12 protein-coding genes are annotated in these 23,723 nt (G+C 59.9%); 2 read left to right on the top strand and 10 right to left on the bottom strand.

Features of this window, described 5'->3' with window-relative positions; genetic code table 11:
- Positions 1–208: 208 nt before the first annotated feature.
- The 3 genes from glgB to RY113_RS07740 are packed head-to-tail and all read right to left on the bottom strand — an operon-like array spanning position 209 to position 7,756.
- Entirely contained in the window at positions 209–3,910 is a 3,702-nt protein-coding gene (gene glgB, locus RY113_RS07750; protein WP_315914107.1) for a 1,4-alpha-glucan branching protein GlgB, read from the bottom strand.
- Complete coding sequence (gene treS / locus RY113_RS07745; protein WP_315914106.1) at positions 3,910–5,697, bottom strand: maltose alpha-D-glucosyltransferase; 1,788 nt, start codon at positions 5,695–5,697, stop codon at positions 3,910–3,912. Before treS ends, glgB begins: the two co-directional genes overlap by 1 nt.
- A gap of 4 nt (positions 5,698–5,701) precedes the next feature.
- Complete coding sequence (locus RY113_RS07740) at positions 5,702–7,756, bottom strand: alpha-1,4-glucan--maltose-1-phosphate maltosyltransferase (RefSeq protein WP_315914125.1); 2,055 nt, start codon at positions 7,754–7,756, stop codon at positions 5,702–5,704.
- A gap of 259 nt (positions 7,757–8,015) precedes the next feature.
- Between RY113_RS07740 and glgP the strand changes: the two genes are divergently transcribed.
- Positions 8,016–10,631 (top strand): alpha-glucan family phosphorylase, encoded by a 2,616-nt coding sequence (gene glgP, locus RY113_RS07735; protein WP_315914105.1) that lies wholly within the window; start codon positions 8,016–8,018, stop codon positions 10,629–10,631.
- Positions 10,632–10,714: 83 nt separating this feature from the next.
- On the opposite strand, the gene glgX is transcribed toward glgP, so the two are convergent.
- The 6 genes from glgX to RY113_RS07705 form a co-directional block, all read right to left on the bottom strand.
- On the bottom strand, positions 10,715–13,009 hold the full coding sequence (gene glgX, locus RY113_RS07730; protein WP_315914104.1) for a glycogen debranching protein GlgX: 2,295 nt from the start codon (positions 13,007–13,009) through the stop codon (positions 10,715–10,717).
- Between the two features lie 2 nt (positions 13,010–13,011).
- Positions 13,012–14,007: a 23S rRNA (guanosine(2251)-2'-O)-methyltransferase RlmB gene (gene rlmB, locus RY113_RS07725; protein ID WP_315914103.1), complete on the bottom strand. Its 996-nt coding sequence runs from the start codon at positions 14,005–14,007 to the stop codon at positions 13,012–13,014.
- A 316-nt stretch (positions 14,008–14,323) separates the two neighbouring features.
- Complete coding sequence (cysS, locus tag RY113_RS07720) at positions 14,324–15,742, bottom strand: cysteine--tRNA ligase (protein WP_110104971.1); 1,419 nt, start codon at positions 15,740–15,742, stop codon at positions 14,324–14,326.
- Positions 15,739–16,260 carry a 2-C-methyl-D-erythritol 2,4-cyclodiphosphate synthase gene (gene ispF / locus RY113_RS07715; RefSeq protein WP_110104972.1) on the bottom strand — a complete coding sequence of 174 codons (522 nt, stop codon included), beginning with the start codon at positions 16,258–16,260 and terminating at the stop codon, positions 15,739–15,741. Before ispF ends, cysS begins: the two co-directional genes overlap by 4 nt.
- A 4-nt stretch (positions 16,261–16,264) precedes the next feature.
- Positions 16,265–17,044, bottom strand: a complete 780-nt coding sequence (gene ispD / locus RY113_RS07710; RefSeq protein ID WP_315914102.1) for a 2-C-methyl-D-erythritol 4-phosphate cytidylyltransferase — start codon at positions 17,042–17,044, stop codon at positions 16,265–16,267.
- A 123-nt stretch (positions 17,045–17,167) separates the two neighbouring features.
- Entirely contained in the window at positions 17,168–17,650 is a 483-nt protein-coding gene (locus RY113_RS07705) for a CarD family transcriptional regulator (protein WP_062285384.1), read from the bottom strand.
- Positions 17,651–17,926: 276 nt separating this feature from the next.
- On the opposite strand from RY113_RS07705, the gene RY113_RS07700 reads away from it, so the two are divergent.
- Positions 17,927–18,505: a hypothetical protein gene (locus RY113_RS07700; RefSeq protein ID WP_315914101.1), complete on the top strand. Its 579-nt coding sequence runs from the start codon at positions 17,927–17,929 to the stop codon at positions 18,503–18,505.
- A 198-nt stretch (positions 18,506–18,703) separates the two neighbouring features.
- Here RY113_RS07700 and RY113_RS07695 read toward each other — a convergent pair whose 3' ends face one another.
- On the bottom strand, positions 18,704–23,692 hold the full coding sequence (locus RY113_RS07695) for a beta-galactosidase (RefSeq protein WP_315914100.1): 4,989 nt from the start codon (positions 23,690–23,692) through the stop codon (positions 18,704–18,706).
- Positions 23,693–23,723: the final 31 nt, after the last annotated feature.

The raw sequence follows: 23,723 nt of genomic DNA, 5'->3' as shown, positions 1-23,723 counted from the left end.
CCTTACCCGCATGAATTTATGTATGTCAAATCCTTGATTTCGACTGAATTCAAACTTTCATTTGAACACGCACCATTAGGCCTATTTTCGAGGCCACGTGGTTTGGTCTAGTCCGGATCTGAACCATTCGTTCAGCGGAGTACTAACATTAGCACCTGCCCGCCGTGAACACAAAACGACGGGCAGGTGAACTTCGAGAGCCAAGTTCCTAGAGGCCAGAGGGCTCTGCCGGAAGTAGATACACGGCACTTAGCGGTGGAACTCGTAAACGAAGAGAGGCATCCCTTCCATCCCAGGGCAGTTCCTCTGCCTGCAAATCCCCAACATTGCGGACATCGGAGCCACCATAGATGGAAAGATCCGTGTTAAGGGATTCTCTCCACACCCCGGCTGAGGGTAGGCCCACGCGGTAGCCTTCATACGCAACGCCAGCGAAGTTGATGATGCACGCCAGCGGATTACCTGCTTTGTCCCATCGGATAAAGGAAAGAACGTTATTTTCCGTATCTCCACCGTTGAGCCAGCTGAAGCCATCAGCAACGTTGTCCAGCTCATACAGTGCCGGGGTGTTCACATAACTGGCGTTTAGATCCTTGACCAACTCTTGGATCCCACTGTGGGCAGGGTTCTCTGCCAGCCACCAGTCAAGTCCGTGCTGTTCACTCCACTCTGCTTCCTGGCCGAACTCCGTTCCCATAAAGATCAGCTGCTTACCCGGATGAGCCCATTGGAATGCCAAGTAGGCCCGAAGGTTTGCCAATTGCTGCCATCGATCTCCTGGCATCTTACGCAGCAGGGATCCCTTGCCGTGGACCACCTCGTCATGGCTGATGGGCAGCAGGAAGCTTTCCGTAAACGCGTACGCCAGCGAAAAAGTGATCTGGTTGTGATGCCAGCCGCGGTTGATGGGGTCTTCCGCCATATAGGTCAGCGAATCATGCATCCAACCCATGTTCCACTTGATGCCAAATCCCAGTCCGCCTCCGCTAGTGGGTGCCGTAACTCCTGGGAACGCCGTGGACTCCTCAGCAATAGTGACAATACCGGGATTGCGGCGGTAGGCAGTTGCATTCATTTCCTGCAAGAAACTGATGGCTTCCAGATTTTCCCGGCCACCAAAGCGGTTGGGGCTCCATGCCCCGTCGTCGCGGGAATAATCCAAATACAACATGGAGGCAACGGCGTCCACACGCAGTCCGTCAATGTGGAATTCTTCAAACCAGTAGAGTGCGTTGGCTACGAGGAAGTTGCGAACCTCGTTGCGGCCAAAGTCAAAAATCAGCGTACCCCAGTCAGGATGCTCACCTAGGCGAGGATCCGCGTGCTCGTACTGCGGGCCACCGTTGAATTTGGCCAGCGCCCATTCATCCTTGGGGAAGTGAGCCGGCACCCAGTCCATGATGACGCCGATCCCGGCCTGGTGCAGGGCATCCACAAGATGCCGGAACTGGTCCGGGTGGCCAAACCGCGAGGTTGGAGCGAAGTAGGAGGTGACCTGGTATCCCCAGGAACCGCCAAAGGGGTGCTCGGCTACGGGCATGAGCTCAACATGGGTGAAGCCTAGCCACTGCACATACTCAACGAGTTCCTTAGCCAGTTCCACATAGCTCAGCCCTGGCCGCCATGATCCAAGATGAACCTCATAGACGCTCATGGGGGCGTTGTGCGGATCGGTTTTAGCCCGCTGCGCCATCCAATCGCCGTCTTGGAATGCGTACGTGGACTCCACCACGCACGACGCCGTCAGCGGTGGCACTTCGGTGCCATAGGCCATGGGGTCAGCTTTTTGCAGCCACGCTCCGGCCTCGGTGAGGATCTCAAACTTGTAGCACTCCCCCGCCGCAACATCGGGGATGAACAGCTCCCAAATACCGCTGCTGCCCAGGCTCCGCATGGCATGGGCACGGCCATCCCAGCTATTGAACTCACCAATGACGCGCACAGCCTGCACACCGGGAACCCAGACGGCGAAGCTGACGCCGGAAACCTCACCTAGTTCCGAGTGGTAACGCTTCACGTGTGCGCCGAGGACTGTCCACAGCGTCTCGTGCCGGCCCTCCCCAATCAGGTGCATATCCAGCTCGCCCACTGTTGGCATGTAGCGGTAGGGGTCATCGCAACGGTGCACGCCGTCCGCGTACTGTACATCCAGGCGATAATCAGGGACCCTCCCTGAATCATCCACGGGAACCACCGCCACCCAGATGCCTCCTTGTTCGTGGCTCATGGGGTAGCTCTCGGCACTTGTGACCACGTGGGCTGACTGTGCCAAGTGGCGCAAGGTGCGGATGGTTGCAAAACCCTCGCTGCCCAGATGGCCACCTAGCACTGAGTGTGGCGCGTAGTACGTGCCTTCAGAAATTCTGGCCAAAACATCTGCATCTACTGCCATCGGGGCGAGTTCATTAAGTCCCACGTCCACACCACTTTCCCTTGATTCAAACAGTTCCCGCACGGCATTTACCGGCACCCAAACCCAAGTGGGCCGGTTTTGTAATTCATACACAACCTCATAAAGAGCTTTGTCTAGCCACAATGCCGTGAAAAGCGCAGAATTCTGGCCAGTTGTTGTGCCAGATCTACTCTCGTAGCCCGCAATGAACGCGGCGGAGGCACTCTTGGCCCATGCTGCTGCTGCAAGCTGGGAGGTCTCTGCGGTACTCGCGGCTTGCGCACCGGCGTATTCGAAGGACCGCAACATGCCCACCACATCCCGCAACACCACATCCGCTTGGCCGCGATCAGCAAGCGGACGCAACGGCTCCCCCTCGAAGTCCAAAACATGCCATTGCCCCGCACCGAGTACTTCCTGGTGAAGCAGTTGACCTAAGTGCAAGTCGCCGTGGATGCGCTGCAGTGGCGGAAGCTGGTTTATTTGATCCAGCTGTGCCAAAACATCCTGGAACTGGCCAGAGTAAGCTCCCACGGCGGAGCCAGCAAGCCCCCAGCCAGCGCGCAACCGCGCCGAAAGCCCGCCGATAAACTCAGTGACGCCCGCCGAATTCTGGCTGTGCGCACCCATACTTTCCGCCAGTCCGCGGTGAACCTCGGCCAAGGCCTCACCCATGGTCTGGGCTTGCTCGGAAAAATCCGCACCCTCGGCGGCAGCGGCCAAAGCGAAGGTCCATCCATCCACGGCGCCTGGCACAAAGTCATGCACCACAAACAACGTAGTGTCATTGCGCACGTTCTCCACCGAAAGCCTCAGCGCAGGAACCTGCGGGACGGCACTGCGTCCAGTCAGACCGGCAAGGGCCCTGCCGATTTCCTGTTCAGGGTGCACGCCCTGTTGCAGAACCCTGAAGAACTTGGCAATGAGGGGCTCTCCCGCCAGCTCAAAGATGACGGACGTGTTTGACTGCTCGGTCCCCACCACCCTGACGTGAGATACGCCGCTACGGGAGACGGAGTTGGTGCCCAGAAGATGGGCGAGCCGGTCATCACTCCAGCCGCGCACTCCCATCCCGGAAGTTCCTGCCCCCAACGTGCCAGACTTAGCCGATCCGCCCAGCAGTTCCAGCCACGCTCGCAGAAAGGCCGGATCAGTGAGTGCGTCGTACACGCGTGCACCTGCCACGTGGCCAATCTCAACACCAGGCACCTCAGCGTCACAGAGCTGTTCTGACACAGCTGAGCTAAAACCAGATGTGTGGTGAAAACTCAAGGGCACTTGCAGTAGGAAGCCACTGCTGGCGTGGTGCTGGGCTGGGGAAAGGTGCTCGCTTGGCGCCACCTCGGAGTCCGCTGGCCCAACCCGCACAAATACCACCCTAAAGGAGACGCCAGGGGTCAAAGACGGTAATTCCAGCTCTGACTCAATGACCATCTGTTCCCCGTCTACATCCTTACGGGGGTACCAACGTTGGTGGGGCAACCATGTTCCCAGCAGGTCAAGCAGTGACGCGGCCATCAGTAGCCTAGATCCGTGCCGTCAATGACCGGCATTGATTGGGTATGCACGGACAAGGCGTTGGACGCTTGTGAGCGCACCCTGAGCCAAAAGAAGTCGTACGAGCCCAGCGTCACGGTGAGTTGGCCGCCGTCGTCAATTCCGGGGAAAATATCGCCGCCAAACACGTCACGCAATCCGCGGTTGGCCAGCTTGGGTGCGCTCACCGTGGCGCAGGCGGGGTGCTGAGACAGGTTGTAAATGCACAAGATAGTTTCAGGCTGCTCCCCCTCCTCGTTGCCCACTGGCAGCACTCGCAGGAAGGCTAGCACCGACTCGTTGGACGTGGTGAGGGATTCGTAACGGCCCAGGCCAAAGGCTGGGTGGACCTTACGGACGCCAAGAATTTGTTTGTTCCAATGCAGGAAGGAACTAAAGTGCGCCACCTGCGCCTCCACGTTCACGTGGTTGTAGTGGTACACGAGCGACTGCACAACCGGCAGGAACAGCTTGCCCGGATCCGCGCTGGAAAAGCCCGCATTCCGGTCAGGGTTCCACTGCATCGGCGTGCGGGAGGCGTCCCTGTCATCGAGCCAGATGTTATCCCCCATGCCGATCTCGTCCCCGTAGTACAGAAACGGACTTCCGGGAAGGGCCAGCAGCAGGGCGTTGATCAGTTCCATCTCTGCCCTGGAGTTGTCCAGCAGGGGCGCCAGCCGCCGCCTGATGCCGACGTTGGCCTGCATGCGCGAGTCAGGGGCGTACCAGCCGAGCATGGCTTCACGCTCGCTAGGTGTCACCATCTCCAGGGTGAGCTCGTCATGGTTGCGCAGGAACGTCCCCCACTGGGCACCAAACGGGATGTCAGGAGTGTTGGCCATGGTTTCAATGATCGGTGCGGCCTTCTGATCCCGCAGCGCATAGTACAGCCGCGGCATGATGGGGAAGTGGAAGGCCATATGGCATTCGGGTTCCTCGGGCGTGCCGAAGTAGTCCACCACCTCATGGGGCATCTGGTTTGCCTCGGCGATGATGATCCGGCCGGGAAACTCCCTGTCCACCATGGCCCGCAGGTCCACCAGGAACTGGTGCGTTGCCGGCAGGTTCTCGCAGTTGGTGCCATCTTCGGCAAACAGGTAGGGAATTGCATCCGCCCGGAAACCATCGATTCCCTGAGCCAGCCAAAACCGCACCACGTCAAAAATGGCCTCGCACACGGCAGGGTTCTTGAAATTCAGATCCGGCTGGTGACTGAAAAACCGGTGCCAAAAATACTGGCGGCGGATGGGGTCAAAGCCCCAGTTGGACTCTTCCGTATCTACGAAGATGATACGTGCGTCTTTGTAGAGATCGGTGGTGTCACTCCACATGTAAAAATCACCGTAGGGCCCCTCCGGATCCTCTCTGGACGCCTTGAACCAGGGGTGCTGGTCAGAGGTGTGATTCAGGGGCAGGTCAATGATGATCCGCATGCCGCGTTCGTGCACTTGGGTCACCAGCGACTTGAAGTTGGACATGGTGCCGTACGTCTCCATGACAGCCGTGAAATCACGGACGTCATAACCACCGTCCAACAGGGGCGAATCAAAGAACGGCGGTAGCCAGAGGCAGTCGATACCCAGCCACTGTAGATAGTCCAGCCGTGAAATCAGACCGTCAAAATCTCCCGTCCCGTCACCGTTGGAATCGGCAAAGCTCTGCACAAGTACTTCGTAGAAAACAGCCTTTCGGTACCAGTGCGGATCGTGTGAGACACCGGGGGCGTTCAGGTTGAAGTGTGGTGCGCTGTTGTTGAAGCCAAAAGCCATAGCGTTATCTCCTAACGTGCAGAATATGTGCCGGTTCCATGTGCGCGTCGAGGCGGAAGTAGTTCTTTTTGCCCCAATTCCAGGTGGCCCCGGTGAGCAGATCGTTCACCAAGAACGTGCCGTCCGGGGACAGTCCATCCAATTCCAGCGCATCAAGATCGAGGGTCACTTGGCCCTCACGCATGCTGTGCGGGTCCACGTTGATGACCACAATGATGGTGTCCTTACGTGCCGGCTCGGTGGCCGTGGCGGCAATGTTTTTGTGCTTGCTAAACACCAAGGTGGCGTCATCCGAGCTCTCGTGCAGGCTCAGATTCTGCAAATCTAGCAAAGCCGGGTGTGCACGCCGAATCTCATTTAGGCGGCTCACAAACGGTGCCAGTGACTTACCATTCGCCTGCGCAGCGGCAAAGTCCCGGTCCTTGTACTCATATTTCTCGTTATTAATGTTTTCTTCGGAGCCGGGGCGTGCCACATGCTCATACAGCTCATAGCCGGCATACATGCCCCACAAGGGGCTGGACATGGCGGCCAGGATTGCACGGATCTTGAACGCTGCGGGCCCACCGAACTGCAGGTACTCAGTGAGAATATCCGGGGTGTTCACAAAGAAGTTGGGGCGGAAGTAGCCTGCCGATTCGTGGCTCACATGGACCAAGTATTCCTCCAGCTCCTCCTTGGTGTTGCGCCAGGTGAAGTAGCTGTACGACTGCTGGAAACCAGCCCGGCCCAATGCTGCCATCATGGCCGGGCGGGTGAAGGCCTCGGCGAGGAAAACGACGTCGGGCCTCTCTGCATTGATGGTGCCAATGAGCCATTCCCAGAACCAGACGGGCTTGGTGTGCGGGTTATCAACCCGGAAAATCCGTACACCCCGCTCAATCCACAGCCGCACAATCCGCAAAATTTCTGCGCTGAGCCCTGCCGGATCATTATCAAAGTTCAGGGGGTAAATATCCTGGTACTTCTTGGGCGGATTCTCCGCGTAGGCAATGGTCCCGTCCACCCGCGTGGTGAACCATTGCGGATGCTCGGTGGCCCAAGGATGATCAGGGGCGCATTGCAAGGCAAGATCGAGCGCAACTTCCAGCTCCAGCTCTTCCGCGGCTGCAACAAAGGCGGCAAAATCTGCTTCCGTGCCCAAGTCCGGGTGGATGGCGTCATGCCCGCCGGCTGCCGAGCCAATGGCCCACGGAGAACCCGGATCCGCCGGTGCCGCCACGAGCGAGTTGTTGGGTCCCTTGCGGTTGATGGTGCCGATGGGGTGGATGGGCGGCAGGTACACAACGTCGAATCCCATGGCTGCCACCGCTGGCAAGCGATGCGCGGCAGTGCGGAAATTCCCACTGGTCCACTCCCCCGTGTCAGGATTGCGGCGGGCACCCTCTGAACGCGGGAAAAATTCGTACCACGCGCCACGCCCGGCGGCATCCCTCTCAACCATCAGCGGATATTCGGCGCTGCGCGTCACGTGATCCCGCAGCGGGAAATGTGCCACAGCGGCACGGACCTCCCTGCCCGTTCCGCCAGCCAGACGGTCATTGGTGTTGAGGGAAGAATCTGCCAATGTCCGCGCCGCCGCCTTGAAAACTTTGGCGGCCTCAGGAGCAGTGGCCTTAGCGTCTTTGGCAGCGGTACTCAGTAGCAGCGCCCCTTCTGCCAGCATGACCTCGACATCAACCTCGGCATTGATCTTGACCTGCGCGTTGTGCGCCCACGTGGCGTAGTTATCGGTCCAGCCTTCGATGGCAAAGCTCCACGCACCTTCGAAGGCGGGCGTCAGTACCCCATGCCAGCTATCCGAGCCCTTAGCCCCGGGTTTCATGGCGGTGCGCTGTGCCTCGCTTTTATCCGGCGCCAAGAGAATTGCGGTGGCACCCAAGGCGTCATGCCCTTCACGGAAAATCACTGCGCTGACCTGCACATCAGCACCGCGAATGGCCTTGGCGCTGAAGCTGCCAGCTTCTAAGACGGGCTGGACATTCGTGATGGGAATTCGGCCAAAGCGCAAGCCCTGCCGTGGATCAGCGGGCGCGCTGGAAGGCGCAGCAGCAGGCACCCCTTTGCCTGATTTTGAGAGGGCGGGGCCCGAGGAGGCGACGGGCACATTACGCGAAGGCTTGGAAATACTCACAAAATGAACGTTAGCGACTCGCGGCCCGGATTGCTAAGGTCCCCCGCCATTTTGGCCAGATGGCCGTCACACGAGCACTGATTCGGCAGAACACTTGACGGCGAGGGTGCTGGCGGACGTAACACGGCGCCAATTACTCACATTTACTCTTCGGCCCCGGCAGGGTTGGGCTAGTGTGACCGGCATGAAGGCAATCCGCAGATTTACTGTCCGCACACTCGTTCCCGCACAAATTTCTGCCTTAACCCGGCTGGCCACCAACCTCCGCTGGTCCTGGCATGTGCCCACGCGTGCCCTGTTCGAATCGTTTAACCCGGAACTTTGGGAAAAATCCCGTCACAATCCGTTGGCCATGCTCGCCTCACTCTCCCGTGAGCAGTTGGCGGATTTGGCAGCTAACCCTGACGTGGTGGCGCGTGTGGCACAGGCGCAGGAAAGTCTTGAAAGCTACCTGACAGAGCCCCGCTGGTACCAGGAACTCGGCGCTGGAACACCTGAATGCATTGCTTACTTCTCCCCCGAATTTGGTATCACCGAGGTCTTGCCACAGTATTCCGGCGGACTGGGTATCTTAGCTGGTGACCATCTAAAATCCGCATCGGACCTAGGGGTGCCGCTGATCGGCGTCGGACTTCTCTACCAGGCCGGTTACTTCAAGCAGTCCCTGTCCCGGGACGCCTGGCAGCAGGAAAGCTACCCTCTGCTGGACCCCGATGCCCTTCCGCTGACACTGATGCGCGAGGAGGACGGCACCCCTGTCCAAATTCAGCTTCCCCTGCCGGAGAACCGGGTATTGCGGGCTCACGTGTGGCGTGCAGACGTTGGCCGGGTACCCCTGCTAATGCTCGATTCCAACGTGGCCGAGAACGACGACGCCGCCCGCGGTGTCACCGACCGGCTGTACGGTGGCGGCGGGGAACACCGGCTCACACAAGAACTTCTGCTGGGCATGGGCGGGGTGAAAGCGTTGCGTGTGCACGCCCGGCTGAGCGGGGCCGCAGCACCTGAGGTGTTCCATACGAATGAGGGACATGCAGGATTCTTGGGGATCGAGCGCATCCGCGAGCTCATGGACCCAGCCCTCACACGCGAGCCGCTCACGTGGGGCGAGGCCTTGGCTGCCGGCCGTGCCTCGACCGTTTTCACCACCCACACCCCCGTTCCTGCCGGCATTGACCGCTTCCCCCGCAGCATGATCGAAGACTTCTTCGCCGGGCCCTTGGCTCCCGGCGTTCCCGTTGCGGATATTTTGGCCCTGGGCGCGGAAAATTACGACGGCGGCGATGGTGAAATGTTCAACATGGCCGTCATGGGTCTGCGCCTAGCTCAACGCGCGAATGGTGTGGCGAAGCTGCACGGTGTGGTCTCGCGCGGCATGTTTTCCGGTATGTGGCCGGGTTTTGATACGGCCGATGTGCCCATCACCTCCGTCACGAACGGTGTGCACGTGCCCACGTGGGTTGACCCGGCGCTGGCCGAGCTGGCACGGGAACGTTTTGGCGCCGAGGTCCTTGACGGGCCTGACTGGTCCAAGGTGTACGAGGTGAGCGACGAGGAAGTGTGGGCCATGCGCCGCCGCCTGCGGTTGGCTTTGGTGAAGGACGCCCGACGCCGGCTGCGCTCCTCGTGGAAGAAGCGCGGCGCAGCCGATGCGCAGCTGGCCTGGACGGATGCCGCCCTGGACCCGGACGTGCTGACGATCGGTTTCGCCCGGCGCGTGCCCACCTATAAGCGACTGACACTGATGTTGCGGGACCCCGCCCGGCTGAAGGCGCTCTTGTTGCATCCAGTGCATCCGATCCAGATCATCATTGCCGGAAAGTCGCACCCAGCGGACGACGCCGGCAAGAAAATGATCCAGGATCTGGTCCAATTCACCGACGACCCCGAGGTGCGGCACCGGATTGTGTTCCTGCCCAACTACGACATCGCCATGGCACGCACGCTCTTCCCCGGCTGCGACGTCTGGCTGAACAACCCGCTGCGCCCCCTCGAGGCGTGCGGCACCTCCGGCATGAAGGCCGCCATCAACGGTTCCTTGAACCTCTCCGTCATGGATGGCTGGTGGGATGAGATGTACGACGGCGAAAACGGCTGGGCGATCCCGACGGCAAATACCGGGGCCGGGGATTCCGAACGGGACGACATTGAGGCGTCAGCGCTGTACGAATTGTTGGAAACCCAGGTTGCGCCGCGCTTTTACGGTGAAGTGGTGGCTGCCGCAGCAGGAGCTGCCGGAGCGTCACAACCGCACCAGAGCGCACTTCCCGCACATTGGATCTCCATGATCAAGCACACCCTGGCTCATCTGGGACCCGCCGTCTCAGCGAACCGCATGGTGGCCGAATACGTTCAGCGTTTGTACCAACCGGCAGCTGAGGCCGGGCGGGCAGCCCGGGCAGAGAACTATGCTTCCGTGCGGGAGCTGGCGGCCTGGATTGAGCGGGTTAGGCCAGCATGGCAGGAGATTCATATTGACCATGTGGAATCCCACGGGCTCACTGACGAACCACAAATTGGTGAAACCTTGCAAGTCCGCGCCCACATCACGTTGGGTTCACTGAGCCCGGCCGATGTTCAGGTCAACGTTGTGTATGGCACAGCAGGAGATTCAGATGAGCTGAACAACACTGCGGATCTGGCCCTTGAATCCGTCCAGGACAACGGGGGCGGCAAGTACCAGTTCTCCGCTGATTTGCTGATAGACCGTTCCGGTGACTTCGGTTACGGCGTCCAAGTCCTGCCCCACCATCCGGCACTGGCTAACCCCGCCGAGCTGGGGCTCATCACTACGGCGTAGGGGCGGGTCTCTAGCAGCGCGGCGGGCTTGGTGTTTCTGCCAGCCCGCCGGGCGTGGTCTCAGCCAGCCCGCCAAGCGGGCTGCTACTGGACGATGAGGTCGTTGCGGAAGAGCAGAACCGTGTTGGCGTTGGCTCGTACGGCGTCTCCTGCCTGAACCGGCGGTACCGAACGGGACTGGCGGAAGGTGGGTCCGCCGTCGCGCGAGACAGTTGGTGACTCCGTACTCATGATCAGCCTATAGGGCAGCGATACGACGGTGCCCACGTCAGGGTTGGTACCGTCCGGATTGGCGGTGCCAAGATTAGCACTGTCGAGATGAGCGCTATCCGGGTTGGTGCTGTCCGAATTGGCACTGTCCTGATTGGGACTGTCCCGATTGGCACTGTCCTGATTGGCACTGTCCTGATTGGTGAAACGCGGGTTTGCAGGTAGCACCACGTCCTCATCGGTGATGCCGGTATTAAAGACAACCAGTCCGTCAACCGCACCATCGGGGGACCCCATCAACATGGTGAGGACCCTTTCGTGCGGATTGCCCCAACGCTCGGCGCTCATGGGCTGGCCGTCAGCACCAAACCAGTGGATGAACGACTGCCCGCCACGAGTAGGGTAGCTGCTGGGCTGGGCGGCCAGAAATTCCTTGCGGATCTGCAATAGATACCGGGTGGCGGCGAGCATGGTCTTGGCATCTTCATCCATGGTCCAGTCAACCCAGGAAATTTCATTGTCCTGACAGTAGACGTTGTTGTTTCCGCCTTGGCTGCGGCCAAGCTCGTCGCCCGCAGTGATCATGGGAACACCCAACGCCAACAGCATGGTGGCCATCAAGTTCCGGCTGCTCCGGGCGCGCTGGGCCTGGGTGTGCGGATTGTTCGTGATGCCTTCAACACCGTGGTTCCAGCTGCGATTATTATTGGTGCCGTCGCGGCTATCTTCCTGGTTGTCCTCGTTGTGCTTGTGGTTATAAGCCGTCAGATCGGCCAGGGTGAAGCCGTCGTGGGCCGTGATCAAGTTGACCGAGGCCAAGCGGCTGCGGCCCGACGGCGCAAAAAGTTCCGCCGATCCACCCAGGGCATCACCAAATTTTGCCAGCCCATTGTGATGGTATCCAGCCAGCATTGCAGCGCGGTCAGTCAGCCACACTTCCCGGACGCTGTCACGGAAAGAGTCATTCCAGTCAGCCCAGCCTGTGGGGAACTGTCCCGTCTGCCAGCCTCCGTAACCAACATCCCATGGCTCCGAGATCAGTTTCGTGGAGGACAGCACCCCGTCTGTGGCTGCTGCCAGCAGGAACGGATGTTGGTTGTTGAATTCGTGCTCGCCGTTGCGTGCCAATGAAACTGCCAGATCAAAACGGAATCCGTCAATATGGAACTCCTCAACCCAGAAACGCAGAGAATCCATCGCCATCTTAATAACGTGCGGATTGCTGAAGTTCAAGGTGTTGCCACACCCGGTGGTGTCGAAGTAGTGTCCGTCGCGCATACGGTAGTACTGCTCTTCCGCCAAGCCCCGCCAGCTGTAGCTTGGCCCGCCCGGGCCACCCTCGGCCGTGTGGTTGTAGACCACGTCAAGGATCACTTCAATGCCTGCCATGTGCAGAAGTTTGATCATGCCCTTCAGCTCGGCCTGCACGGCCTGCGGTCCACCCGCCTGCGCCCCCGCACTGGCATATCCAACATGTGGGGCAAAAAACCCCAAGGTGTTGTAACCCCAGTAGTTACTCATCCCAGTGCCGTGAAGATGCGGCTCATCAATGTGAAAATGGACCGGCAAAAGCTCCACGGCCGTCACACCGAGACCCACCAGGTGCTCAATCATGGCTGGGTGGGCCATGCCAGCGTAGCTGCCGCGGATTTCTTCGGGAATATCCGGATGCAACATGGTCTGACCGCGCACATGCGCCTCATAAAACACTGTTTCCCGCCACGGCGTGTTAGGCCGCTTGACAGTGCCCCAGTCAAACTCCTGGTCCATGCGCACTGATAAGTAACGAGTGACGCCATCCACGCCAACATGCTCATCAATGTACTGCCCATAAGGATCCAGCAAGAGCTGAACAGCTTCCGGATCAATGAGGAGCATTTCCTCCTGCGTGGCACCCAAATCGGCGTAAAAACCGTAGCGGGTGCCGGCAGGCATGTTCTCCACTAAGCCGTGGTGGACGCCGTCGGTCTTATCAGGGAGCAGCACAGCCTTCCAGTGACCACCGGGAGGCTGTAAGCACAACACCACATCGCGGTAAGCCGGGGAATACACCGCCACATTGGCCGCAGCCTGCCCATGCTCCCGGGGAATGTGGCTGACGCCCAAGGGGAAATGGCGTGACAAGGCCGCGCCCAGGGTACTGATGGCTTCAATGACGGTGATGGCCATAATTAGCTTTTAGCCGAGCGCAGCTTCGAGATCTCGTACAAGGTGATTCCCACCGCCATGGAGGCGTTGAGGGATTCCATGGCCGAGTCAATCGGGATGGAGACAATCTGATCGCAATTTTCCCGAACCAGGCGAGACAAACCCTTACCTTCGGAGCCCACCACAATGCACACAGGCTCCTGCGCCAAACCGAGTGCCGGCAGCGAAACGTCGCCGTCGCCGTCAAGCCCCAGAACAAAGAAGCCCATCTTCTGGAACGCACCAATGGCACGGTTCAAGTTGGGTGCCTTGGCAACCGGCACGCGCACGGCGGCACCGGCGCTGGTCTTCCATGCAGCGGCGGTCACACCGGCGCTGCGACGTTCCGGAATGATGACGGAGTGGCCTGAGAAGGCTGAGACGCTGCGGATGATGGCACCGAGGTTGCGGGTATCAGTGATGCCGTCAAGGGCCACGATGAGCGGGGCGTTGGCAATGTGCCCCTTCTTCCACTTGGCAAGAATTTCACTAGCCTTGTCCACGGCATCTTCATACTCGTAGGGCGGGATCTGCAAAACCAGGCCTTGGTGGATGGCATCTTCGGTGAGGCGGTCCAGCTCAGGCTTGTGCGCTTCCAGCAGCGGGATACCGCGCTCGGTGGCCAGCTTGATGGATTCGCGCACACGCTCGTCCATGTCAACGCGGACGGCGACATAGAGCGCCTTCGCCGGGATTTCCGCACGCAGCGCCTCAAGCACCGAGTTACGGCCCGTCACGAGCTCTTCGGTAGCCTTACCCTTGGGGCCGCTGTTGCGGCGCGGGGAGTTACTGGTGCCGGCGCGCTTGGCAGCGGAGCGGTCGGCCAGCTCCGCGTTCTTGTAGGCCTTGTGATAGGTGCGCTCTGCAGCCTTAGGGGTCGGGCCCTTGCCCTCGAGTGCCTTGCGACCGAGCCCACCCGTGCCCTTGATGGGGCCCTTCTTGAGCTTGCGGACGGCGCCGGAACGGGGATTGTTGGCCATGGTAAAACCCTTACGATTGGTGCGGCGCCCTGTGCTGGCCCCGAAGTTCGTCAAACAAATCTCTCAGCGGGCACATTTTTGGCACGCCTCGTAACGGGAAACAACAGACCCGTAGCTAATAGCTTACGGCCTCAACGCAAATCGACAGCGCGACAGACAGGAAAAAGTGCGCAGTCTCACCCACCCCAACCCGACGCTCGGTTACATTCGGGCCGTTTTTACCCGACGGTTCTGCAAGTGCCGAACGGTAAACCGGCCGCCATGCACCCAAGGTGAGGGAGCGCCTGGGCAAAACCCACCGAAGGTGAGGGAGCCTCTACTTTTGCAGGGACCAGGTGGCTCCGGCCGCTGTGTCTGCCACGACGACGCCCGCTGCTGCCAGCAAATCCCGGATCTTATCCGACTCGGCCCAGTTCTTCTCCGCCCGGGCCAGTGCCCGCGCCTCGAGCTGGGCCTTGACGAGCACGTCCAAGGCACCTAGCGCTGCGGGTGATCCCGCTGCAGTGGCCCATTTTTCATCCAGGGGGTTCATGCCCAAGGCGTCGGCCATGCCCAAGACGGCCAGGAACGCTTCCTGCACGCGGTCTGCATCGCCAGCAGCCAGTGCCGTGTTGCCTGCCCTTACTGTTTCGTGCAGTACTGCCAGCGCCGCAGGAACGTTCAAGTCGTCGTCCATGGCGGCAGCGAACGCCTCCGGGCGGGTGCCAATATAGCCGAAGCCATTGCCGGGAAACAGCTGTTTGCGTGCTGCCTCGATGAACGTCTCAATGCGTTCGACGGCGGCGCCGGCCTCGGCGAGCGATGTGGGCCGGTAGTCCAACACGGAGCGGTAGTGTGCCTGGCCCAAGTAGTAGCGCACCACTAGCGGCCGGGCGAGTTCCAGCATTTCACGAGGGTTAATGGTGTTGCCGATGGACTTGGACATTTTTTCACCCTGATAGGTGACCATGCCGTTGTGCATCCAGAAGTTGGCGAAGCCGTGGCCGGCAGCTTGTGACTGGGCCATCTCGTTTTCGTGGTGCGGGAAGCGCAGATCCAAGCCGCCGCCATGAATATCAAACTCGGTGCCGAGGTATTTGGTGACCATGGCCGAGCATTCCAGGTGCCAGCCGGGCCGGCCGGCGCCCCACGGTGACTCCCACTTGGCAGTCTCCGGATCGCCGTCTTTATGACCCTTCCACAGCGCAAAGTCGCGAGGATCGCGCTTGCCCCGGGGATCGGCGTCAGGCGCGGCCTGCATGTCATCAATGTTCTGGTGCGTCAAGGATCCGTACGCCTTCCAGGAGCGCACGTCGAAGTACACATCGCCGGAATCATCCAGGGCGGGGTAGGCGTGGCCACGCTCGATCAGGGTCTGGATGAGCGCGTGCATCTCCGGGATGTGGCCGGTGGCGCGGGGCTCGTAGGTGGGCTTGAGGATGCCCAGTGAGTCATAAGCGTTCTCGAAGGCCTGCTCAAAACGGTAGGCGAGGGCCCACCACGGCTCGTTATTTTCGGCAGCCTTGACCAGGATCTTGTCATCAATATCCGTCACATTGCGCACCACGGTGACCTCGTAGCCGCTGGTCTGCAGCCACCGGGTCAGCTGGTCAAAGGCCAGTGCGGAGCGGACGTGGCCAATGTGCGGCTCGCCCTGAACGGTGGCACCGCAGTAGTACAGCGACGCCTTGCCCTTCTGGAGCGGGACGAAGTCGCGGACGGTGGCAGTGGCGGAGTCATGGAATCTCAGGGTCACGGCTCTAGGCTACCGCGTCCATCGAGGCCCTGGTGCTCGCGTTCCATAACCAAGGCGGTGGCAATTGCGGTGATGCCTTCGTTGCGACCCGGGAAACCCAAGCCGTCCGACGTGGTTGCGCTCACCGACACTGGTGCTCCGGCAGCGGCGCTGAGCACTTCTTGTGCCTGCGCACGGCGCGGGCTGAACTTAGGCCTGTTGCCAATGAACTGCACGGCGATATTGCCAATCTCAAAACCCGCTTCCCGTACAATCCGGGCGGCTTCACCGAGCAATTTCACCCCAGATGCTCCCGCATATTCGGGGCGGTCGGTACCAAAATGGGCGCCGAGATCGCCAACTCCGGCCGCTGAAAACAGGGCGTCGGCTGCTGCGTGAGCAACGGCGTCGCCGTCGGAATGGCCGCTAAGTCCGCGTTCTCCCTCCCAGAGCAGTCCCGCCAGCCACAGGGGTGCGGGCGCATCATCGGGGGCAAACGCGTGCGTATCAACGCCAATACCAGTACGGGGTAGCTTCATGGGTTCAGCCTTCAATCCAGCGCGGGCGCAGCGGCCCTTCCAAGAGCGCTTCGGCCAACAACAGGTCCGTGGGGGAGGTGATCTTGAGGCTGTGCGTTGAACCTTGCACAACAAACACCTCCTCGCCAAGGGCTTCCACCATCATGGCGTCGTCCGTGATGGCCGCCAGCTCAGACGGGGTGAGCGTCAGCGCGTGGGCATGGGCTTGGCGCAGAGTGGCCAATTTGAATCCTTGGGGTGTTTGAACTGCCCGCAATACCTGCCGTGCTGGCGTGCCAACAACTTTTTCAACCCCGGCCCCCGTGGCTGGCAGCTGTGCCGGCTCCACAGTTTTGATGGTGTCAACCACGGCCAAGGCCGGGATGACTGCCTTCGCTCCGTCACGCAGTGCCCCTGCCACCCGATGAAAAACGCCAGACGGCGTCAGAGGCCGGGCAGCATCATGGATCATGACGGTTTCAACGCCCTGGGCAACAACTGCCAGGGCGGCTGCGACCGAGTCAGAACGTTCGGCCCCGCCGTCAACTACGCTGAAAAGAACTCCGGCGGCCTGAGCCTCTTGTGCTGCGCTTGCACAAATAACTGCCAGCTCCGGGTCATCAGCGGGAATGGCAACACAGATCTGGGCTGCAACACCGGTCTTGATCACGCCACGGATGGCAAGGAGCAGCATGGGTTGCCCGGCCAATGGCACCCGGGCCTTGGGAACGCCGAAGCCCAGGCGCTGCCCGGATCCGGCGGCAACAATCACTACGGCGCAAGAACCTTCTTCAACCTCATTCATATCCCTAGAATAGTCCGGGCGGCCTCTACTTGGGCTTTGTGCCACGATTTGCCCCACATCGCAAAAAAACCCCCACACCGAAGGGTGCGGGGGTTTTCTTGTGTTTTGCTGTGCAGGCAACTGTTACGAGGCCAAGACCTCGTCCAGAACTTCAGCAGCCTTGTCTTCGTCAGTTTTTTCGGCCAAAGCAAGCTCCGAAATCAGGATCTGGCGTGCCTTCGCAAGCATGCGCTTCTCCCCAGCTGACAAGCCGCGGTCATGGTCCCGGCGCCAGAGATCACGCACGACCTCGGCAACCTTGATGACATCACCGGAGGCAAGCTTCTCCAAGTTGGCCTTGTAACGGCGGGACCAGTTAGTGGGCTCCTCCGTAAACTCCGCACGAAGTACTTCAAAAACGTGCGCAAGGCCTTCCTTGCCGACAACATCACGAACACCAACAAGGTCAACGTTTTCCGCAGGGACCTCAATGGTCAGATCCCCCTGCGCAACCTTGAGCTTGAGATACATTTTCTCTTCACCCCGGATAGTGCGCATCTTGATCTCTTCGATCTTTGCCGCACCATGGTGTGGGTAAACTACTGTCTCGCCGACCTCAAAAAGCATGTGGATTCTCCCTTTCCAATGCTTCTAGTTTACCACGGTTAACTTCCCGCTCCCTTGAGTTTCCGCAGGTCAGGGGCAATCGGAGCTACGCCAGCGGCGCAATTGTTCCAACAATTGGAGAATTCTCCAGCCCTTGACTCCTGATCCTCAAAGTGCAGGCAGGAATCTACCTCCTGTTCCGGCTTCTCCGGCACTCATTGCCGGAAGCGTGCATTTGGCCTGTTTGCGGATAAGCTGAACAAAGATATTTTGTCTTTTCCATGAGGAGTTACTGACGTGAGAATCGCTGCCGGCATTCGCAGTACCAAACGAGCGCAACGCTTTAGCCTGATTGCCGCCATCGGCATTGGCGCCATGGCCTTCACCGGTTGCAGTGCCATCAACCAGCAAAGCACCGCCATGGAGGTCACCGTCACTGATGGTGTGCAATTGGATATGGGCCAGCTGGAACTGCGCAACGTCCTGATCGTCTCTGAAGCAGCAGGGGATCCAGGCCGCGTTATAGGCACTTTCTACAACCACGCTGATTCGCAGATGGTCCTGACCATCAGTGGCGCTCAGGGCTCCCAGACAGAAATCACTGTCCAGCCCGGCGTTCCCCTGGTGCTCAACAGCAAGTCCGATCAGGCAATCCTGAGCACTATGGCCCAGCCGCCGGGCAGCATTGAGTCCATTGAACTGCGCCAGTCAGGTGCCGGCTCTGAAACGGCTGCTTTGAACGTGCCTGTTCTGGACGGCTCCTTAGCTGAGTACAAGAAACTTGTTCCCACACCGGCCGCCAGTGTTCCGGCCACCATGGAAGCCACACCAGAAGCCACGCTAGAAGCCACGGCAACAGCTACGGCAACCCCGTAACAGCACCGCTCGTCTGCGGCTGTCTACAAGCGGTACCAGTGGGGCCAGTTGTCCAAGACAACTGGCCCCACTTTTTTGTGCTCACCTGGCAGTAAACACCATAGGCTTTGGACATCCCCGAGGCCTTAAACATTGAGAATTAAACACTGAGGGCGGGTGCCAGAAAATATTCTGGCACCCGCCCTCAGTTTCTACAGCTTAGTGTGTTGCGCTCCTGCGGCGGTTGAGCAGGAACACCGTTGCACCGGCAGCCAGCAGCAATGCTGCCAAGCCTCCGATCCAGACGTTGCTGGCACCCGTGCTGGCTAGGTCATCCCCACCAGTGACGGCCGCCGTGGTGGCATCCGATGCATCCGTTGAAGCATCCGTTGCAGGGGTGCTGTCAGTGGAGGCTGTGATGATCAACGGTGCACTGACCTGCTGCGGCTCACCATCAAGACCAATACCGTCAATGATGATCCGGTGCGTACCCGCCGGAACATTCGCAGGCAGCGTTACGCTCAGGCGCACGGTACCGTTTTTATCGGCTTTGGCTGTCCCCAACACCAACGGCTCGGAACGCAGCGTGAACGTTGCGCTGCTACCGGGCAAGAAGCTCTCACCGGTAATGACGAGCGCACCACCGGCGGCAACAGTGCCCGCACTGAGTTCAATCCCCGGAGTTGCCGGTTCCTGCGACGGGCCCTGGCTAGCCGTGGGGCTGACAGAGGCTGTTGCACTCTCACTCGGCGTAGCTGAGGCACTCGGTGTTGCGCTTTCACTCGGCGTAGCTGAGGCACTCGGTGTTGCGCTTTCACTCGGCGTAGCTGAGGCACTCGGACTTGCACTCGGCGTAGCCGAGGCACTCGGTGTAGCTGAGGCACTCGGTGTAGCTGAGGCACTCGGGCTTGCCGATACCGTGGGTTCCACGGTGCCCTCAACCTTGATCGCCACTGTTTTGCTGCCCAAAACGGAGCCGGAGATGGCGTCCTTGATGGTCACCTTCGCCGAATAGTCGCCTGCCTGCGTAAAGGTGTGCGCCGCAGTGTACTGACCGCCAACAACGGGGACGCTCACGTCTGCACTGCCATCACCAAAGCCGACAACAGCGTTAGTCAAAGCTCCGTCACCGATGGCCGCCAATGCGGAGGTGCCGCTGATGAGCGCCGATGCTCCGACGTCGAGCGTTGACTTGGCTGCGGCAGCGGTGACCGCCGGAAGGGTGTAGTCCGGTGCCGTGTTCAGCTTGGTCGTGACCCCGCCGAGGCTGGTGCCACGGTCTACCAAGGTGAAGGAGTCCGGGCCTTGGGCATCGCGCTCGGTACTGAGCACAATGGCCAGGGTGTTGTCCCCGTTCTTGTTCAAGAACCCGCTGGGGATGGTGAAGGTGCTCTGCGGGCCCACATTGCCAACCCAGGTTCCCGTGTTCCAACCGTTGACGTAGATGACGGCGCGAGCGAAGGACTGGCGTCCATTCTCGAATTTGGCATCGTTGATCTTCAAGCCAAGGGCTGTATCAGTTCCTGCCGGCACAGCCAGCTTAAAGTTGGTGCGGTACCAGGTCACGCCGGCCTTAGCTGGCTTGAACGAGGTGGCATCAGCCCATTCGCTGTCCGGGTATCCGGGCAGGTACCAGCCAGCACGCTCACCGTAAAGACCACCGGTGTTGTACATGGTCCTGTCGGTATCGACCGGGGCGGCTTTGTCCTTGGCGCCTTGCAGCTTCCACGTCACAGCACCGGTGTTGGGCAAAATGGCATCAAAGAGGCCACGGTTCTGACGGGACAGTCCATCATCAGACCAGTCAAGGTTCTGGCCGTGGTTACGGACCACTGCCGAAACCACAGTCTTTTCACCATTTTTGATGACCCCGGCCGGAACCGTGATTGTCTTCATGCTGCCATCTGCTGCTGCGGATCCGGCGAAGGTGCCATTGACCCAGACCAGCATGTTAGCCGCAGATCCGCCCTGACCGCGCAGCTGGATGCTGGTGGCCGCCGAGGATGCGGTGAAGTGTGCCCGGTACCAGGTGTCACCTTCGTAGAAGCCATAAAATGCCGTATCAAGGACCTTGCCCTGGTTGGTGCCGGGGCCCTGGCGGTTGTTTGGTGAGGACGTGGCGTTGGCTACCTGCCATGCGCCATCATCGAAATCCTTGGCGGACTCCGGGTTCTCCCCGGAAACCTTCCAATTGCTCAGTGCTGGCAGGACAGCGGCACCCGGACCGGCAAGGTTTGTAACAAGCTGACCATTAGCACCCACCGTGGCGGTCAGTGCAACACCGTTCCAGGTGGCCTTGGTGATTCCTGCCGGAACGTAAATGTTGATGGCGCGTGCAGCCTTGGTATCGCCGACCAGGTGCACGGTGTCGCCGTCGAACTCTGCTGAACGGAGCAGGTCAACACCTGTGACCATGACGGTCTTGTTCGAGGTGCCGCCCTTGACGATTCCCTCAATGCTCCACTGCTGGGCCGTGGCCGAGCGGTCCGTGGTGACAACAGTCAGGGTCGGGGCGCCGCCACCTGTGATCTTGAACGAGGTGTTGGTGCCATGAATGTAGTTCAAGCGCAACTGCTTTGTGGCGCCATTCCATACGGATTCGACGGCGGTGCCAGCCAGCGTGGTCACAGTGGGTTCTGAGGCGTACTGCAGGACAGTTTCGCCGTCGTCGCCCTTGGCTCCGTTGAGCGCCAGCAGGGTACCGTTGGCCACGGGCATCTTCGTGAACAACTCGGAGGTGCTGTAAAGCATTTTCTGGCCGTCGAAGGCGTAATCGGCGATGACCATGTTCGCATCACGGCCGTGGAGCTTCAAGAAAGTGCCAGCCTTCTGCGGGACACGGGCAAAGGTGATGGAATCCGCCGGCGTCTCCGGGGTGGTTGCGGCCGGGGTGGAGGTTTCAATGGCGTCGATGGAGATGAACGTCCCCACCGCGGCGGGCGCGCCCTTCACACCCGAGTTGACCACCTTGATGGTGTGCTCAACCGTGGGATCCAGACCCTTTTTCTCAAACGCAGTCTGGCCGGGGGTGCTGGCAACGGCGACTTGGTACGTGTTGGTCTGGCCCACCTTGACACCGTCGATGAAGACGTCACCAATGGCGTGGTTGTAGGCTGTGGCGGAAATCAGCTTCACCTCGGCGGCCGTGAACTTGTACTCATAGTACGCGCCGGTCTTGGCGCTGTTGCTTTCGGTGCCCATATAGTCATTAGCGGTCCAATTTTTGCCGGTGTCATGGCTCCAGTCGGAAACGGTTCCAGTCTTGGAGTAGACGATGGCGGGATCGACGTCGTCGACCTTCTTGGTGATCGGGGCGGCGGGAGCTTCCGGTGCTGTTGCTGCCGGAATGACATCAAAGGCGTCGATGGTGACGTTGGCACCTTGGCTTGCAGCGTCCTTCTGCCCGGTGACCACAATCTTGATGGTGTGTGGAACGTTCGGGTCCAGCCCGTCCTTCTGGAAAGCTACGTACTGGAAGTTGGCATTCTGGCCGCGGTAGGTGTTTGTCTGACCCACCTTGACACCGTCAATGTAAACATCGCCGTAACCGTGGTTGATGGACTGGGCGGAAATGACGCGGATACCTGCCCCGGTGAACGTGTAGGAGACGGAATCACCCGTCTTCTCGCTGAAGGTTTCGGTGCCCTTGTAGTTTCCTGCGGCCCAGCCTTCACCGTTGGACTTGCCCCACGTGCCTGCATAGGTGATGGAGGGGTCCCTGTCATCAACGGTGTAGCTGGCGGCCACAACCTCTTCACGCGGGGAAAGAGTCAAGGGAATGGAGTAGTTCAGTTCCGTTGTGCTGTTGCTATCACCCTGACGGAAGCCCAGGTAGCGGGCTCCGTTGCCGGAGACGGAATCACTCTCCAGGCTCTCGGTGGCAATGCGCTGGTACGACTTGATGTTTCCGGTACCGCCATCGATTGTGACGGGGGCGCCGGGCTGCGGAACCATATTCGAGATCGGGGTGAAGTCCTTCTGGAAGTAACCCAGTTCCTTCTGCACGGATGCCTTGGGGGTGAGCTGGCGATCCTCATTGATGGCAGCACCGTAGTCATAGGAAGTGAATCCAGAAGACGGGGATCCAGTCCAGCCCCAGTTGGTGCCACCGTACTGCATGTAGTAATTGAACATGTTGATACCGTTGTTCAGGTTGTTAATCCCGTACTGGCGGGTGAACGCTGAATCAACAAAATCGGCGCATTTGTCAGTGTTGAAGTTGGCGCCCCACGGAGTGAAGGCTCCGCCCTGACCCTCCGCAATGAACATGGGGCTCGTTTCGGTGCGAGCACGGAAACGGTCTTCCATGTCGGGGATCTGACCCCGGGCGTTGGAACAAGTGAAGCCCAGTGGGTACTGGTCGAAGGCGTAATAGTCTAGGCCCACGTTGCCACCGGCACTCGTACTGCCCGGGACGTAGGCACCGTTGAAGCCCCAGTCGTTGTGGAACACCGGGACGGTGATGCCGTCTGCCTTGATGCCCTTGACGAGTTCTTTCATGAAGGCGGGGCGGTTACCACCTTCGTTCAAAAGCTCGTTTTCAGCTTGGTATGTGACGATTGAGCCGCCACCGTCGGTTACCTGGTGTTTAACGGCGATCTGATTAAAAGCGTGAATCCAGCTCAGGGACTCGCGCAGCGCTTCCGGATCGGTGCTGCGCAAGGATCCCGCACCACTTTTGGTCAGGTAGGCTGGCAATCCGCCCATGGAGATTTCGGCGTTGACGTAGGGGCCGGGGCGGGCAATGACATAGAGGCCCTCTTCCTCCGCCATGGTCAGCAAGAGGTCAATGTCTTTGATGCCGGTGAAGTCAAACTTGCCGGATTCAGTGGAGTGCAGTCCCCAGAAAAAGTAGAGGGAGACGGCGTTGAAGCCGCTGGCGCGCATCTTCTGGAACATGTCGCGCCAGTCGTCCGTGCCGGGCAGACGCCAGTGGTGGAACTCCCCGCTCCAGACGTTGAGGCGTTCCCCGTCAACCATGAAGGACTTGGAATCAAAGGTGACGGTGTGTGATTTGCCGTCATTGCCCGGGAAGATGACCTTCTCGCCACTCATAGCTGAGGTTGCAACACTCTCCACTGTGACGTTGGAGCCCTCGGCCAGCGCTGGAGAGGAAATGCTCATGAGGCCCAGCGCCGCCGTAGCCATAATGGCAGCCGCCTTGAGCCTTCGGGAGCGCCCAGGCGCTCTAGAGGAGTACGCAGTCATAGTTTGATTCCCTTGAACCTAGAGGCAACCG

The organism is Arthrobacter sp. lap29, assembly GCF_032458965.1.
Taxonomy (GTDB): domain Bacteria; phylum Actinomycetota; class Actinomycetes; order Actinomycetales; family Micrococcaceae; genus Specibacter; species Specibacter psychrochitiniphilus.
This window is presented reverse-complemented; position numbering and strand designations above follow the sequence as displayed.

Excerpts from the sequence above, each read along its gene's own strand:
- glgB (WP_315914107.1), bottom strand. The coding sequence starts at position 3,910 with ATGGCCGCGTCACTGCTTGACCTGCTGGGAACATGGTTGCCCCACCAA.
- treS (WP_315914106.1), bottom strand. The coding sequence starts at position 5,697 with ATGGCTTTTGGCTTCAACAACAGCGCACCACACTTCAACCTGAACGCC.
- glgP (WP_315914105.1), top strand. The coding sequence starts at position 8,016 with ATGAAGGCAATCCGCAGATTTACTGTCCGCACACTCGTTCCCGCACAA.
- glgX (WP_315914104.1), bottom strand. The coding sequence starts at position 13,009 with ATGGCCATCACCGTCATTGAAGCCATCAGTACCCTGGGCGCGGCCTTG.
- rlmB (WP_315914103.1), bottom strand. The coding sequence starts at position 14,007 with ATGGCCAACAATCCCCGTTCCGGCGCCGTCCGCAAGCTCAAGAAGGGC.
- ispF (WP_110104972.1), bottom strand. The coding sequence starts at position 16,260 with ATGAAGCTACCCCGTACTGGTATTGGCGTTGATACGCACGCGTTTGCC.
- ispD (WP_315914102.1), bottom strand. The coding sequence starts at position 17,044 with ATGAATGAGGTTGAAGAAGGTTCTTGCGCCGTAGTGATTGTTGCCGCC.
- RY113_RS07705 (WP_062285384.1), bottom strand. The coding sequence starts at position 17,650 with ATGCTTTTTGAGGTCGGCGAGACAGTAGTTTACCCACACCATGGTGCG.
- RY113_RS07695 (WP_315914100.1), bottom strand. The coding sequence starts at position 23,692 with ATGACTGCGTACTCCTCTAGAGCGCCTGGGCGCTCCCGAAGGCTCAAG.